This is a genomic window from Curtobacterium sp. NPDC098951, assembly GCF_044759965.1.
Classification (GTDB): Bacteria; Actinomycetota; Actinomycetes; order Actinomycetales; family Microbacteriaceae; genus Curtobacterium.
Genome location: NZ_JBIWAG010000002.1, coordinates 681,421 through 695,339 on the forward strand (window position 1 = coordinate 681,421; position 13,919 = coordinate 695,339).

A 13,919-nucleotide genomic window follows, 5' to 3' on the forward strand; every position below is an offset into this window, starting at 1 on the left:
CGCAGCCCCTAGGCGTTCGGCGCGACCGAGCCCGTCATGGTGCCGCCCGACGACCGGGTCACGAAGCACGAGATGAACGTGTCGCCCTGGTCCCACGTCGCCTGGTCCGGCGCGTACGACCCCTGCACCTGCACGTCGCCGTAGGCCGCCGCGGCAGCCGTGTCGAGCGCCTCGGACGTCTGGCACCGCTCGGCCGCCTGGGACGCGAGGTCGTCCGGCCCCGGCCACTGGTTCGCCGACACCTGCAGGCGTGCGGTGAGCTGGGCGAGGTGCGGGCTCTGGCAGTCCACGACGGTGTAGGTCTGCGCCCACGCGTTGGTGAACGGTGACAGGCACTCGCCGCCCGCGAGGTCGGTCCAGGCGTGCTCCCCCGGACCCGCCGGGGTCGTGGCGAACTGCAGGGTCTGCAGGGTGTTCGACGACGGTGCCGCGGACGCCGGCGACGACGAGGCCGCCTTCGGGGACGACGACGCCGACGCGGCCGAGGTCGACGTCGGTGCCGGGGTGCGCTCCTCGATCGAGTTGCCGAGGATCCACTTCGTCAGGGCGAACACGGCGACGAGCAGCACGACGATGAGCGCGATCGACCCCCAGACGAGCAGCAGCTTCCCGCGTCGGCCCTCGTTCCGGAGCTTCGCGAAGCCCTCGTTGATGAAGTTGTCGCGGTCGCCACCGCCGTCGCCACCACCGGCGGACGCTGCGGCTGCCGCTGCGGGTGCAACCGGCGTGCGGCCTGGACCGGGTGCGTGCGCGGGCGTGGCCCCGACGGCCGGCATCATGCGCGTGCCGGTGTCGTGCGGGTCGTAGCCGGTCCCGCCGAGCTGCCCGACCGCCTCGGTCCCGAAGAGGTCCTTGATGGCGCTCGTGTCGCTCGTCTCGCGGCCGTCCCACTCGGACTGGTCGAGGTCGTCCGGCGCGGCCGCCGGGAGCGGTGCCGCGTCGTCCGCGTGCGCCGTCGGCTCGTGGCCACGGATCCCCATCACGGCGTCGAGGTCCTGCCCGACCGCCGGTGGCAGGTGCGCCGGGTAGGCGGCGGGCTCCGGTTCCGAGGTAGCCGGTTCGACGAGCGGCGGGGCCGCCGTCGGCGGGACGGTGCCGTCGGGCTCGGCCCACCACGGCGTCCCGGCGACGGGCAGTGCGGTGGTCGGCGCGTCGGACGGGAGGCGCGGGTCGTCCTCCGACCCGTCCGTCCGGTCGTCGAGGTGGCCCGGCACCACGGGGGCGGACGGCCCGAGGGCGTGCGGCGGTGCGGGTGCGGGAACGGGCGCGACGGTCGGTGCGGCAGCCGCCGCGCCGACGATGGGCGTCCCGTCGACCGGGGTCGGCAGCTCACCGGCGACGACGTCGTCGTCCGACTCGTCCGCCTCGTCCGCCAGGCTCCAGCGACCACCGGCGAGCGCCGTGGTGTCGAACGCGTTCGTCGTCAGCGTCGCCGGGACCTCGCCGGGCTCGTCGTCGCGGATGGCCCAGTCGAACGGTCGTTCGTCGCCGGCCGTGCCCTCGACGTCGCCGCCGGCGGTCCGGAGCAGCTCGGTGAAGCTCGGGGGCTCGTCGGTGGGCGGCAGGACGTTCTCGACGCCGAGCGGTCGGGGTACGACCGGGGCTGCCGGGACGGCCGGCGCGGCGGTCGGCTCGGCGGGAACGGCCGTGCGCGGACCGGTGGCCCGCCCGAGCCAGTCGACGTCCTCGCGCCCGGCGCCGAACGGGTCGGTGCGGCGCCGTTCCTCGTCGATCGCGCGGTTCTCGGCGGCGCGCTCGTCGCGGTGCGACCGGGCCGTCGGCAGGCTGATCGACGAGGGGTGCGGCGCGGTGGAGGGCGGCGGGACCGGTGCTGCGGCGGGGATGCGGTCGGAGAGCGTCGCCCGTTCGTGCTCGGCCTCGGCCTGGGGGTTCTCGGACGGCGCCTCGAGCTGTTCGGGCATCGAGATCGCCTGGGTGGCGTCGTCCTCGTCGGCGGACGACGGCGTCGCGCCGACCTCGGGCTCCTCGGCGGTCACCGGCTCGAAGGGCTCCGGCAGGGGCGCGCCGGTCTCGCGCGCGGACTTCTCGGCCTCGCGGCGCTCGCGACGCGACGGCCAGTCGTCGGCACCGCGCGGGGCACCGAAGATGTCGGCGGCGCTGCGGAGACCGTGGAACGGAGCGTCCGGGGCGGAACCGCGCCGCGCCTCCAGTCCGTCGTCCCCGTCTGCGGGTCCGGCGGTCTGGTCGGGCTCGTGCGCGTCGTCCGGACGCTCCTCGGTCATGCGGACAGCCCCAGGTCGGCCAGTCCGATCGCGGCGAAGTAGGGGTACCCGGCGGCCTCGATCTTCTCCTTGGCGCCGGTGTCGCGGTCGACCACGACGGCCACGGCGGCGATGATCGCGCCCTCGCGCTCCAGTGCCTCGGCGGCCTTGAGCGGCGAACCGCCGGTCGTCGAGGTGTCCTCGAGCACGATCACGCGCTTGCCCGCGAGTTCAGGACCCTCGACCTGCTTGCCGCGGCCGTGGTCCTTCGGCTCCTTGCGCACGACGAAGGCGTCGTACGCGAGCCCGCGGGCGGCGGCCTGGTGGAGCACGGCGCTGGCGATGGGGTCGGCGCCCATGGTGAGCCCGCCGACCGCGGCGACGTCCGGGACCTGGCCGATGAGGTCGGTCATGACCTGGCCGATGAGCGGGGCGACACGGTGGTCCAGGCTCACCTTGCGGAGGTCGATGTAGTACGTCGCCTTCTTCCCGCTGGTGAGGGTGAAGTCTCCGTGGAACACCGCTTCGTCCGTGATGAACTGGATGAGCTGGTCGCGCGCGTCGGTCACAGCCCACAAGGGTAGCCGGTCGTCCCCGGAGCGCGCTGCCCCGCGTGGGTGGGGCGCTCCGAGCCTCGGTCGGTACGCTCCGGTCATGCCCTCCGACGCGCGCCCCGTCACCGAGGTGACGCGCGGGACCGACGGCGCCGGGCGGCCCGCTCGGGGGCGTGCGGTCGGCCAGGAGGCGCTCGGTGCGCTGGTCGCGCTGGCCCTGTCCGTCATCGCCCTGCGTCACGTCGTCGCGACCCCGAGGGTCACCCTGCTCTGGTACGACGGCGACTCGGTGCTGCTGCCGCTCGTCCGCCGCTCGATGGAGCTCGGGCAGCCGTTCGAGTGGGCGATGTCCCCGGCGCTGTTCTTCTTCCCCGAGCTGCCGGTCTACCTGCTGTGTTCCCTCGTGACCGCGACGCCGCAGCAGGCCCTCGCGCTGAACGGCGTCCTCGTGCTGCTGGCCGTCTACGCCCTCGTGCGCGCGGCCGCGAACGAGCTCATGCCGGCCGCCCGGCGCTCGGCACGGATCGCGGTGTCCGCCGTGGCGCTCGGGTTCGTGACGCTCCTGGTCCTCACCGAGTCCTCGGCGACGGCGACCTCGCTGGAGCTCGCGTCCCTGCTCCTCACGACGACGTACTACTACGGGGCGGTCCTGGCGATGCTCGGCACCGCGGTCCTGGTGCTCCGCGCGGTGCGGACCGGGCGGGCGTCCGTGCCGGTCCTCGTCGTGCTGGGCCTCGTCGCCGCGTGCACGACCGCGTCGAACCCGCTGTACGTGCCGTGGTCGGCGGCGCCGGTCGTGGTGACGCTGGTGCTCCTCGCGCTCGCACGCCGACTGCCCTGGCGCCTGGTCGCGGTGCTCGCGGGCACGGTGACGGTGGGCTCGGTCGTCGGGTACCTGCTGCGGATCCCGCTCCGGCCGTTCGTCTCCCTCGACCCGTCGACCTACGTCCAGCCGTCGCGTGCCGGCGAGACCCTCGGGTTCTTCGCCGCGCTCACGGACGACCGCGCGGGGTCGGCCGCGGGGGACGCGGGTCTGCTCCTGCTGCTCGTGGGCGTCCTGCTGTCGGTCGGCGGGACCGTGTGGGCGTGGCGGGTCCGGACGTCACGGACGGTCCTCGTCGCCGCCGCGCTCCCCCTCGTCACCGTCGTGGCCGTGTCGGTCGGGGTGGTCGTCGCCGGTTCGGAGACCCCGCGGTACCTCGAGCCGATCGTGACGGCGCCGCTCCTCGCCCTGGTCGCGGTCGCCGAGCTCGCCCGCACCGCCGTCCGCCGCACCCAGGTGCACCGGCCGCGGCGCGGCATCCGGGCCGTGCTCGCCCTCGCCGCCGCCGGGGTCCTGCTCACCGGGGTCGCCACCGCGCCGAGCACCCTCCGCGCGGTCGTCGACGCGCGCTCGGACCCGGCCGCCTGCCTGGACCGCTGGGCCGGGGGACGGGACGTCGTGGGCGTCGGGCAGTTCTGGACCGTCCGCCCCCTCGCGACCTACGCGTCCACGAACGTGCAGCTGCTGCAGGTGCGGGACACGTTCCAGACCTACCCGTGGCTCGTCGACCTCGGCGCGTACCGCGACGCCGCACCGACCTTCGTCGTGATCGGGTCCGGCGACGTCTGGACGACCGCCGTCGAGGACTCCCTCGGGCCGCCCGCGACGATCACGCACTGCGCCGGGTTCGACGTCTACGACTACGCCGGGACCGCCGGGGCCGCCGTGCTGCAGCGGGACGTCGTCGACAGCGCCGACGCCATCCGGCGGGAACGCGGGTTCTGAACGCCCGCCCTGCGAAGTTCTCCACAGCCGCGCGGCGACGACCCGTCGTGCCTGAACGGATGTATAGGCTCGGGTGCGTGACTCGTCCCCCAAGCCACCCGCGTCGCCGTGCCGCCGTCCGCCTCCGTCTCGCCGCCACCGCCCTCGCGCTCGCGGGCCTGGTCGGCACGGTGGTGCTCGACGCCCCGGTGGCGAGCGCGGCGACCTACCCCTCGTGGGACGAGGTGATGGCCGCGCGCGGGCAGGAGTCCGCCAAGCAGGACCAGATCACCGAGATCCGGGGAATCATCTCCGGGCTCTCCAGCAAGGTGAAGGCGGCCGAGGCCGAGGCCCAGCGCCTCGGCACCGAGTTCTTCGAGGCGCAGGGCAAGGCGCAGGACGCCGCCGAGAAGGAGCAGCGACTCCGCGCCGACGCCGACGAGCACACCGAGACCGCCGAGCAGAGCGCCGCGCAGGCGGGACAGTTCGCGGCGCAGATGGCCCGGTCCGGCGGATCCGACGTCACGGCGTCGGTCATCTCCGGCGGCCAGGACGCCAGTGACCTCCTCTACAACCTCGGTGCGCTGAGCAAGCTCTCGGAGCAGGCCGAACGCGTCGAGGCGGCAGCCACGGCCGACGCCGCCGTCGCCCGCTCCCTCACCGACCAGGCCGACCGTGCGTCCGAGGCGCTCGCCGGCCTCGCTGCCGAGGCCGAGCGCCGCATGCAGGCGTCCCAGGCCGCGGCCGACAAGGTGCAGGCCGCCTACGACGAGCAGCAGTCGAACAAGGCCCGCCTCGACGCCCAGCTCGCGACGCTGACCTCCGGCCGCGTCCGGACCGAGGCCGAGTTCGCCAAGGGCGAGGCCGTGCGCAAGGCGGCAGAGGAGAAGGCTGCGCGCGAGGCGTACCTGCGCGCGCTCGCCGCTCAGCGCGCGGCCGCCGCGGCGAACAGCGGTGGCGGCGGCGGTGGCAGCACGGGCAGCAGCGGCTCCGGCGCCAGCGGATCACCCGGCTCCGGTTCGGGCACCGGGTGGGTCCGGCCGGCGAGTGGCTACGTCATCAGCCCCTACGGGTACCGCGTGCACCCGATCTACGGCTCCGTCATCAAGCACGACGGTGCGGACCTGGCGAGCGGCTGCTCGACGCCCATCGTCGCGGCGGCCGCGGGCACCGTCGACTACGCCGGCTGGTACGGCGGGTACGGCAACTACGTCCGGATCAGCCACGGCGGTGGCGTGCAGACCGCGTACGGGCACATCGTGAACGGCGGGTTCCGCGTCAGCCCCGGGCAGCGGGTCTCGGCCGGGCAGCTGATCGCACTCGTCGGCTCCACCGGCAACTCGACGGGTTGCCACACGCACTTCGAGGTGCACGTGAACGGCGCCACCGTCGACCCGGTGCCGTTCATGCAGGCGCGGGGCGTGGCCTTCTAGTCGTCCCGCCCGGCGGCCGTGTCGACGCCGTCGCTGACCGCCTCGACCCCGTCGCCGCCGTCCGCTGACGTCTCGACGCCGTCGTCGTCCAGGTTCCACAGCGCCCGGTACCAGGCGGTCCGCTCCTCGTCGAGCGGGACTCCGTACGCCTCGTGGAAGAGCCCCTCCCACCCGGGGCCGTAGTTCCAGCCGAGCGCCATCGTCGCCACGCCGAGGTCCGCCCACCGGTCGGCGATCCCCAGGGCGTCGAGGTCCACGTGCCCGGCGAACCGTCCGTCGGCACCGATCAGGGTGTTCGGCGTGCAGGGGTCGCCGTGGCACACCACGACGCGGTCCACGGCCGGCTCGGGGCCGAGCGCGTCCGGATCGGCCCCGGCGGCGCGGGCGCGTCCGGCCCGCTGCACGGAGGACCACTCGAACGGGCAGTCCAGCACGGGCAGCGTGTCGTGCAGTGCCCGGAGGCCCTCGCCGGCCGCGATGACGGCCGTCCGGGGCTCGTCGTGCCACCGCGGATCGACCGCGCTCCACCCGGGGAGTGCCCGCGTGCGCAGCCAGACCCCCTCGTCGTCGACGCCGTGGTCGAGGAGCTCCGGCACCGTCGCGTACCGGGACGCCCACGTCAGCCGGGCGGCCTCGCCGACGATCCACGACGCGTAGGCGTGCGGCAGGACCTTGACGTACTCCTCGGCACGCCCGTCCTCGCCGATGCGGAAGGTCCGGCCGCCGATCTCGTTGACCCACACGGCCCGCACCGGTCGCCCTCGCGCCGCGGAGCGGACGACCGACGGCACCACGACGTCACCCCGTGCACGGGTCAGCCCGTCGATCGCCCGGGGGCCGCCGCTGCCTCGTCGTGCGGCACCGCCGACGGTGGTCACCGGGCGCGACCGCGGGTGGCGTCCGTGCCGCCGACGTTCCGGTCGAGGACCGGGACTCCCACGTCCGCGCCGTCGACGTCCCCGTCGAGCGCCGGGACCCAGACGTCGGTGACCACGACGTCGACCGACACGACCTCGAGGCCGACGAACTCAGTGACGGCGGTGGCGACGGCCGTCCGCACCGCCTCGGCGACGGCCGGGATCGGCCTCGGGTGGTCCACGACGATCGTGAGCTCGATCGCGGCGCGCTCGTCGCCGACCTCGACGCGGACACCCTGTCCGAGCGCGCTCGACCCGGACCCACCACGGCCGAGTGCGCTCGATGCGATCGCGTCCCGGACCGCACCGAACGCCCGGGTCGCGGCGCCGCCGAGTGCGTGGACCCCGGGGACGGCGGCGGCCGCGATGCCGGCGACCTTCGCGACGACGCTGTCGTCGATGATGGTCCGTCCCTCGGTGGCCGCCCGCGTCGTCGTGGCCGTCGCGGACCCCGCCACGCCGGTCGTCGTCGTGGCCGCGGTCCCCGCCACGCCGGCCCGCGTCGTGGCCGCGGTCCCCGCCACGCCGGTCCGCGTCGTGGCCGCAGTCCCCGCCACGCCGGTCGTCGTCGATGCCATGCGTCCCTCCGGAGGGGTCTCGTCGTGCTCGTCGTGTCCGTCCACCGAACCCCATCGTGCCGTGCCCCGCCCGCCCCGTGGCCCCGGCACGCGGACGGCGCCCGGCTGGCCCACGGTAGGTTCGGACCCATGCGCGTGGCGACCTGGAACGTGAACTCCGTCCGCACCCGAGTGGGTCGGATCATCGACTGGCTGGTGCGCGAGGACGTCGACGTCCTCGGCATGCAGGAGATCAAGTGCAAGCCCGAGCAGTTCCCGTTCGAGGCGTTCGAGGCTGCCGGCTACCAGGTCGAGGCGCACGGCCTGAACCAGTGGAACGGCGTCGCCTTCGCCAGCCGGCTCCCGCTCGAGGACGTCACCCGCGACTTCCCCGGCCAGCCCGGCTTCCTCAAGGGGCACGAGGGACCCGACCTGCCGGTGGAGGCCCGTGCCATGGGCGTCACGGTCGACGGCGTCCGGCTGTGGAGCCTCTACGTGCCGAACGGCCGCGAGCTGGGCGACCCGCACTACACGTACAAGCTCGACTGGCTCGGACAGCTCGCCGACCGCACGTCCGAGTGGCTCCGTGCCGAGCCGGACACACCGCTGGCGCTCATGGGCGACTGGAACGTGGCGCCGCTCGACTCCGACGTGTGGGACGTCGCCGTGTTCGAGGGCCACACGCACGTCAGCGAGCCGGAACGTGCCGCGTTCCGGGCGTTCGAGGAGCGTGGGCTGCAGGACGTCGTCCGCCCGATCGTGCCCGACGGCTACACGTACTGGGACTACAAGTCGCTGCGCTTCCCGCGCGACGAGGGCATGCGCATCGACTTCATCATGGGTTCCGAGGCGTTCTCGGACGTCGTCACCGACGCGACCATCCACCGCGACGAGCGGAAGGGCGACGCGCCGAGCGACCACGTCCCCGTCACGGTCGACCTGGACCTCGAGACCTCACTCGACGACGACCGGCCGATGATCTTCTGACGCCGTCTGTTACTCCCCGCGTCCGTCGGCGTTGAGCCCGGCGGACCGGCCGACGTAGCGTTCCTGCACCGAACCCCTTCGAGAGCAGGTGAAGCCATGTCCCGCACGACCCCGTCGACGATCCTTCCGATCCAGCGCGTCATGGCCGACGCCACGCCTCGTGCCTGGCGTGACGGCATCGTCCTCGAGACCCGTCCGGCCGACCTGGTGGTCGCGTTCCTCGACGGCGACGTGACGCAGCTGCGGGTGGCGGACGCCGACACGCTCGTGTCGGTGGGCGCACCGGTCGCCCACCACCCCGCCGCGGAGATCCTCAGCGCGGGCGGTCGGAAGACCACCGCGCGCGTCGCGTGACGCGTCAGGCGGTCATCGAGGCCAGCATCGCCTCGCACTTCGCGACCATCTCGTCGCACGCCATCGCGCAGTAGCGGCACGTCTCGTCCATGTCGGCGTGCTTCCGGCACTCGGCAGCGCACATCGTGCCCATCGCCGTGACCGTCGTGAGCATCGCCCGCATCGACTGCGCGTCCATGCCAGCCGGACGCATCATCATCCGCATGCCGGTGTCGGCCATCATCGCCGTGTTCGAGCACATCGCGGCGCAGGTGGCCATCTCGCCGCCCGCACGCATGTCGCTCGCGGAGCACATCGTCGCGGCCATCGACGCGGCGTTCATCGCCATCATCGTGTCCTGCATCGCCTCGGCGTCCATCTGGACGGGCACGTCCGTCATCGACATGGTCTTCATCATCGCCATCGTGTCCATCGGGGACCTCCTCTTCCGTTCGGTGGCGCCCACGGTACGCGCCGACCTGCCAGGACACACCGCCCGTTCCACAGGCCCCACGGGACGGACGGGAGGCGCGGATCCGGCCCGCCCCATGCCTCCCGTCCGTCGTCGGGTCCCGACACGGGCCCCGAGCGGGCCGGACACGCCGCGCACCGCCCCGCGCCCGGGGAGGACACACCGCGCACCGCCCCGCGACCGGGCAGGACACGCCGCGCGTCGCTCCGCGACCGGGCGGAAAGCGCCGCTACCCGGCGGCGATCGGGACGTTCTCTGCCCGCTCGCGCGTCATCGGAGCCCGGGTCCCAGCGCGCGGCTACGGGTGGAGCAGGGCGGCCACCGCGACCAGCACGGGCACCGAGCCGATCGTCGAGACGAGCACCACGTCGCGCGCGATCGGCACCGCCGCCCCGTACCGCTGCGCGTAGTTGAACACGTTCTGCGCCGCGGGCAGCGCCCCGAGCGTCGTGAGCACGAAGACGTCCTGGTCCCCCAGACCGAACGCGTACCGGGCGAGCACGAACGCCACGGCCGGCATCACGACGAGCTTGATCGCCGAGGCCACGATCACGTCCGTCCGGATCGCGGGATCACGCAGCGGGGTCGCACCGTGCAGGCTCATCCCGAACGACAGCAGGACGACGGGCACCGCGGCCGCGCCGACCAACGAGAACGGCTCGAGCACCGGCGTCGGCAGGGCGGTGCCCGTCGCCGAGAATACCAGGCCGACGAGCGAGGCGATGATGATCGGGTTCCGGAACGGCCCCGAGACACGACGCGCCCAGCTGCCACCAGCCGAGGTCGCGGTGTCCAGGATCGTGAGCGCGATCGGCGCGAGCACGATGAGCTGGAGCAGGATGACCGGCACGACCGCGGTGGCCTGCCCGAGGACGTACACGGCGACCGGCAGCCCGATGTTGTTCGCGTTGACGTAGCTCGCGGCGAGGGCCCCGACCGTCGTCGTCGCGAGGGGCCGACGGAGCACCAGCCGGAACACGACACCGGCGCCGAGGGCCACGACGACCGCGCTGAGGAGCGACACCGCGAGCATCGGCGACAGCAGCACGTGGATGTCCGCCGTGGCGATCGTGTGGAAGAGCAGGCACGGCATCAGCACGAAGAACGCGAGCCGGCTCATCACGAACTGGGCGTGCTGGCCGAGCAGTCCGGTGCGTCCGACGACGTACCCGGCGGCGATGATCGCGCCGATGATCGCGAACCCGGTCAACACGCCACCCATCGCCCCCATCCTTGCACCATGTGACGTTGCTCAGGCCGGAAATGCGGACGCATCGAATACCGTTGACGCCACCATGACCTCGACGAACTCCACCACGCTGACGCGTTCGACCGACTCCAGCCAGCCCCTCGTCCCGCTGCTCGAAGAGCGGTGGAGCCCCCGTTCCTACGACGAGACCGCGACGATCTCGGACGAGCAGTTCGACGCCGTCCTCGAGGCCGCACGCTGGGCCGCGTCGGCCATGAACTTCCAGCCGCGCCGCTTCATCGCCGGTCGTCGGGGCACCGAGACCTTCCGGAAGATCAACGAGAACCTGCTCGGCTTCAACGCCGCGTGGGCGTTCCGTGCCAGCGCGCTCGTGGTCGGCGTGCTCGAGACGGTGACCGAGGACGGCGACGAGCGTCCGTTCGCGCAGTACGACCTCGGCCAGTCCCTCGCCGCCCTGACGGTCCAGGCGCACGCCGAGGGCCTGCACGTGCACCAGATGGCCGGTATCGACGCCGAGGGCCTCCGCGCCGCGTTCGACCTGCCCGAGCGTTTCCTGCCGTACACGGTCACCGCGATCGGCACCGTGGCGGACCCGTCGCAGCTCGACGACAAGGCCGCCGAGCGCGAGGTCGCCCCGCGCACCCGCCTCCCGCTCGACGAGGTCGTGCTCGTCAAGGAGTAGCCCTTCCCCACCACACGCGGCCGCATCCCCGCCGGGGTGCGGCCGCTGTCGTCTCCGGGCCCCGTCGTGCCCCGCGCGCGACACCGCACACATCGCGCACCGCGGCACGACGAGCCCGGTCGTGCGGCGTCCGGACCGTCGGCTCTGGCAGGATCGGGGCATGACCACGCCCCGCCTCGTCGCCTTCGACCTGGACGACACCCTCGCCCCCTCGAAGTCCGCGCTCGACCCCCGGATGCTCGAGACCTTCGCGTCCCTGCTCGAGGTCGTGCCGGTCGCGGTGATCTCCGGGGGCAACTTCCAGCAGTTCGAGCAGCAGCTCGTCGCACCCCTGCGCCGCCGGGACGGGCTCGTGCTCGACGACCTGCACCTGCTGCCGACCTGCGGCACCGCCTACTACCGGTGGGCCGGTGACGACTGGGCGCTGCAGTACGCCGAGGACCTCACCGACGACCAGAAGACCCGTGCCCTCGCTGCGGTCGAGGCCGTGGCGAAGGCCGCCGGGTTCTGGGAGTCCGAGACCTGGGGGCCCATCCTCGAGGACCGCGGGTCCCAGATCACGTTCTCCGCGCTCGGCCAGTCGGCTCCGGTCGACGTCAAGAAGCAGTGGGACCCGACGGGCGCCAAGAAGGACGAGCTCCGCCGCCTGGTGCAGGCCGAGCTCCCCGACCTCGAGGTGCGCTCCGGTGGCTCGACCAGCGTCGACATCACCCGGAAGGGCATCGACAAGGCCTACGGCATGCAGCGGCTCGCCGAGATCACGGGGGTGCCGCTCGACGCGATGCTCTTCGTGGGCGACCGGCTCGACCCCGAGGGCAACGACTACCCGGTGAAGGCCCTGGGCGTTCCGTGCCACGCGGTCGAGGGCTGGGAGGACACCGACGCGTTCCTCACGGAGCTGATCCCGACCCTGCGCTGACGCGCGACCGCGGTCGGCCAGGAGGCGCGGCGTGCGCCGTCAGGGGATGCTGCGGACCGCCTCGACGAACGCCCGGATCTTCGCGGCGTCCTTGACGCCGCGCTCGGACTCGACCCCGCTCGACACGTCCACCCCGTCCGGGTCGAGCGACTCGATCGCCGCCACCACGTTGGCCGGGGTCAGTCCGCCGGCGAGGATCCACGCCTCGTCGACCTTGCCGGTCACCGCACCGGGGTCGATGAGCCGACCGCTGCCCGGGACCGCCGCGTCGAGCAGGAGCAGGTCGTGGTCGTACGACGCGCGCTGCTCGGGCGTCTCGCGCAGGTAGTCCTCGGCCGCGACCGCACGGATCGTGAAGAAGCCGGCGTCGCGGGCCCGGGCGAAGTCGGTCGCCGATTCGCCGCCGTGCAGCTGCAGGGTCGTGAGGCCCACCGCGGAGGCGATGCCCACCACCTCGTCGATCTCCTGGTCGCGGAAGACCCCGACGGCGTCGATGCCGTCCGGCACACGTTCGACGAGCTCCTTCGCGAGGTCCGCCGTCACGGTCCGGGGGCTGCCGGCGGCGAAGACGAACCCGACCGCGTCGGCGCCCGCGTCGATGGCGGCGTCCACGGTGTCGGGCGTCGACAGGCCGCAGATCTTGATCCAGCGCTGGTCGGTCATGCGGTCCATCCTGCCAGGGACCCCGGACGCGCGGGCGGCCGGCGGTGCGCACGGCTCGGGGCCGCGCGCCGGACGCTAGTGCAGCGCGCCGGCGACGTAGGACGCGGCGCAGGCGACGAGGACGCCGAAGGCCGCGAACGACCCGACGAGGACGTTCCGGCGACGCCACCGACGCACGGTCACGAACGTGCCGCGCTTGGCGTGCCGGTGTGCGGCGCGGTGCAGTCGGTGGTCGCGCTTGTGCTTGACGCGCTGCGGTCCGAGCGGCACCGGACCGGTGATCTGCGTCGAGCCGCCGCGCAGGGCGTTCGCGATCGCCACCGCGGTCGGGCGTCGGTCGGGGTTCCGCGCGGTCATCTTCGCGAGGAGGTCCCGCCACTCCGGCGCGATGTCGTCGGGGATCTCCGGGTCGTGCCGCAGGCGTGCGAGAGCCGCCTCGATCAGGGTGCCGGAGTACTCCTGCTTGCCGGTCAGGGCCTCGAGCAGCACGAGGCCGAGCGAGTAGACGTCGGTGGCGAAGCCGATCGGCTCGCCGGCGACCTGCTCGGGGCTGAGGTAGGCGGCCGTCCCGATGATCGTGCCGTCGTTGGTCAGGCGGGAACCGTCGACGAAGTGCGCGACGCCGAAGTCCGTCAGCTTCACGGTGCGGGCGAACCCCGACGAGCCCTCGTCGCTGATCAGGATGTTCGCCGGCTTGACGTCGCGGTGGACGATGCCGCGCGAGTGCACGTACGCCAGGGCGTCGGCGAGCTGGGCGCCGAGGTCGGCCACCTCGTAGTTGTGCAGGGCGCCGCCCGCGAGTCGGCGCAGGAGCGTCGTGTCGGCGATGAGCTCCATCACGATGAAGCGGTGCGGGCCGTCCTCGAAGTCGTGGGTGCCGGCGTCGTACAGCGGGATGAGCCCCGGGTGCGACAACATGCTCAGCAGCCGGATCTCGCGTTCCTGGCGGACCCGGTCGGCCGTGGTCATCGACTCGGGCGTCGCGAAGAGCTTCACCGCGACGGCGCGGTAGGTGTGCTCGTCACGTGCTTCGTAGACCGACCCCATGCCACCCGTGCCGATGAGCTTCACGAGGCGGTAGCGGCCCGCGAGGACCGTCTCCGCCCGAGTGACGTTCAGCAGGGTCATGGTTGATGTCGTTCCGTCCGAGAGCCGGGTGATCCGGGGCAGTTGCCTCCGCGGTGGCTCATCCAGTACGGTACGCGTCCCACCGGCCTTTCGGG

General features: G+C 73.5%; 14 protein-coding genes. 6 read left to right on the forward strand and 8 right to left on the reverse strand.

All coding sequences use genetic code 11. The features are described from left to right. Positions 1 to 8 precede the first annotated feature (8 nt). Positions 9 to 2,243: a septum formation family protein gene (locus tag ACIQUC_RS07875; RefSeq protein ID WP_402265218.1), complete on the reverse strand. Its 2,235-nt coding sequence runs from the start codon at positions 2,241 to 2,243 to the stop codon at positions 9 to 11. Beyond that, positions 2,240 to 2,791 carry an orotate phosphoribosyltransferase gene (gene pyrE, locus ACIQUC_RS07880; protein WP_402265221.1) on the reverse strand — a complete coding sequence of 184 codons (552 nt, stop codon included), beginning with the start codon at positions 2,789 to 2,791 and terminating at the stop codon, positions 2,240 to 2,242. Before pyrE ends, ACIQUC_RS07875 begins: the two co-directional genes overlap by 4 nt. Positions 2,792 to 2,876: 85 nt before the next feature. Here pyrE and ACIQUC_RS07885 point away from each other — a divergent pair, with 85 nt between their 5' ends. Both ACIQUC_RS07885 and ACIQUC_RS07890 read left to right on the forward strand, forming a co-directional pair. Further along, a complete protein-coding gene (locus tag ACIQUC_RS07885; RefSeq protein ID WP_402265224.1) occupies positions 2,877 to 4,544 on the forward strand; it encodes a hypothetical protein in 1,668 nt (555 codons plus the stop codon). A 77-nt stretch (positions 4,545 to 4,621) separates the two neighbouring features. Continuing rightward, on the forward strand, positions 4,622 to 5,956 hold the full coding sequence (locus tag ACIQUC_RS07890; protein WP_402265227.1) for a peptidoglycan DD-metalloendopeptidase family protein: 1,335 nt from the start codon (positions 4,622 to 4,624) through the stop codon (positions 5,954 to 5,956). Here ACIQUC_RS07890 and ACIQUC_RS07895 read toward each other — a convergent pair. Together ACIQUC_RS07895 and ACIQUC_RS07900 are read right to left on the reverse strand one after the other, a co-directional pair. Next, complete coding sequence (locus ACIQUC_RS07895) at positions 5,953 to 6,834, reverse strand: phosphotransferase (RefSeq protein WP_402265229.1); 882 nt, start codon at positions 6,832 to 6,834, stop codon at positions 5,953 to 5,955. The two genes, ACIQUC_RS07890 and ACIQUC_RS07895, sit on opposite strands and share 4 nt — an antisense overlap. After that, a complete protein-coding gene (locus ACIQUC_RS07900; RefSeq protein WP_402265232.1) occupies positions 6,831 to 7,451 on the reverse strand; it encodes an Asp23/Gls24 family envelope stress response protein in 621 nt (206 codons plus the stop codon). The genes ACIQUC_RS07895 and ACIQUC_RS07900 overlap by 4 nt, the downstream gene beginning before the upstream one ends. A 129-nt stretch (positions 7,452 to 7,580) precedes the next feature. Between ACIQUC_RS07900 and ACIQUC_RS07905 the strand changes: the two genes are divergently transcribed. Next, positions 7,581 to 8,417: an exodeoxyribonuclease III gene (locus tag ACIQUC_RS07905; protein WP_402265234.1), complete on the forward strand. Its 837-nt coding sequence runs from the start codon at positions 7,581 to 7,583 to the stop codon at positions 8,415 to 8,417. A 96-nt stretch (positions 8,418 to 8,513) separates the two neighbouring features. Then, on the forward strand, positions 8,514 to 8,771 hold the full coding sequence (locus tag ACIQUC_RS07910; RefSeq protein WP_402265237.1) for a nuclease: 258 nt from the start codon (positions 8,514 to 8,516) through the stop codon (positions 8,769 to 8,771). Positions 8,772 to 8,775: 4 nt separating this feature from the next. Here ACIQUC_RS07910 and ACIQUC_RS07915 read toward each other — a convergent pair whose 3' ends face one another. Both ACIQUC_RS07915 and ACIQUC_RS07920 read right to left on the reverse strand, forming a co-directional pair. Then, positions 8,776 to 9,183, reverse strand: coding sequence for a hypothetical protein (locus tag ACIQUC_RS07915; protein ID WP_022905660.1), 408 nt, complete (start codon positions 9,181 to 9,183; stop codon positions 8,776 to 8,778). Positions 9,184 to 9,520: 337 nt separating this feature from the next. After that, complete coding sequence (locus ACIQUC_RS07920; protein ID WP_402265240.1) at positions 9,521 to 10,444, reverse strand: AEC family transporter; 924 nt, start codon at positions 10,442 to 10,444, stop codon at positions 9,521 to 9,523. Between the two features lie 73 nt (positions 10,445 to 10,517). Here ACIQUC_RS07920 and ACIQUC_RS07925 point away from each other — a divergent pair, with 73 nt between their 5' ends. Further along, complete coding sequence (locus ACIQUC_RS07925) at positions 10,518 to 11,114, forward strand: nitroreductase family protein (RefSeq protein WP_022906327.1); 597 nt, start codon at positions 10,518 to 10,520, stop codon at positions 11,112 to 11,114. 160 nt (positions 11,115 to 11,274) lie between these two features. Then, positions 11,275 to 12,033 carry an HAD-IIB family hydrolase gene (locus ACIQUC_RS07930; protein ID WP_402265243.1) on the forward strand — a complete coding sequence of 253 codons (759 nt, stop codon included), beginning with the start codon at positions 11,275 to 11,277 and terminating at the stop codon, positions 12,031 to 12,033. A 39-nt stretch (positions 12,034 to 12,072) separates the two neighbouring features. Here the strand turns inward: ACIQUC_RS07930 and ACIQUC_RS07935 are convergent, their stop codons facing one another. After that, complete coding sequence (locus ACIQUC_RS07935; RefSeq protein WP_402265245.1) at positions 12,073 to 12,696, reverse strand: phosphoribosylanthranilate isomerase; 624 nt, start codon at positions 12,694 to 12,696, stop codon at positions 12,073 to 12,075. Positions 12,697 to 12,771: 75 nt separating this feature from the next. Further along, positions 12,772 to 13,824: a serine/threonine-protein kinase gene (locus ACIQUC_RS07940; RefSeq protein ID WP_402265248.1), complete on the reverse strand. Its 1,053-nt coding sequence runs from the start codon at positions 13,822 to 13,824 to the stop codon at positions 12,772 to 12,774. Positions 13,825 to 13,919: the final 95 nt, after the last annotated feature.

Excerpts from the sequence above, each read along its gene's own strand:
- ACIQUC_RS07875 (WP_402265218.1), bottom strand. The coding sequence starts at position 2,243 with ATGACCGAGGAGCGTCCGGACGACGCGCACGAGCCCGACCAGACCGCC.
- ACIQUC_RS07885 (WP_402265224.1), top strand. The coding sequence starts at position 2,877 with ATGCCCTCCGACGCGCGCCCCGTCACCGAGGTGACGCGCGGGACCGAC.
- ACIQUC_RS07900 (WP_402265232.1), bottom strand. The coding sequence starts at position 7,451 with ATGGCATCGACGACGACCGGCGTGGCGGGGACTGCGGCCACGACGCGG.
- ACIQUC_RS07905 (WP_402265234.1), top strand. The coding sequence starts at position 7,581 with ATGCGCGTGGCGACCTGGAACGTGAACTCCGTCCGCACCCGAGTGGGT.
- ACIQUC_RS07910 (WP_402265237.1), top strand. The coding sequence starts at position 8,514 with ATGTCCCGCACGACCCCGTCGACGATCCTTCCGATCCAGCGCGTCATG.
- ACIQUC_RS07915 (WP_022905660.1), bottom strand. The coding sequence starts at position 9,183 with ATGGACACGATGGCGATGATGAAGACCATGTCGATGACGGACGTGCCC.
- ACIQUC_RS07920 (WP_402265240.1), bottom strand. The coding sequence starts at position 10,444 with ATGGGTGGCGTGTTGACCGGGTTCGCGATCATCGGCGCGATCATCGCC.
- ACIQUC_RS07925 (WP_022906327.1), top strand. The coding sequence starts at position 10,518 with ATGACCTCGACGAACTCCACCACGCTGACGCGTTCGACCGACTCCAGC.
- ACIQUC_RS07930 (WP_402265243.1), top strand. The coding sequence starts at position 11,275 with ATGACCACGCCCCGCCTCGTCGCCTTCGACCTGGACGACACCCTCGCC.
- ACIQUC_RS07935 (WP_402265245.1), bottom strand. The coding sequence starts at position 12,696 with ATGACCGACCAGCGCTGGATCAAGATCTGCGGCCTGTCGACGCCCGAC.
- ACIQUC_RS07940 (WP_402265248.1), bottom strand. The coding sequence starts at position 13,824 with ATGACCCTGCTGAACGTCACTCGGGCGGAGACGGTCCTCGCGGGCCGC.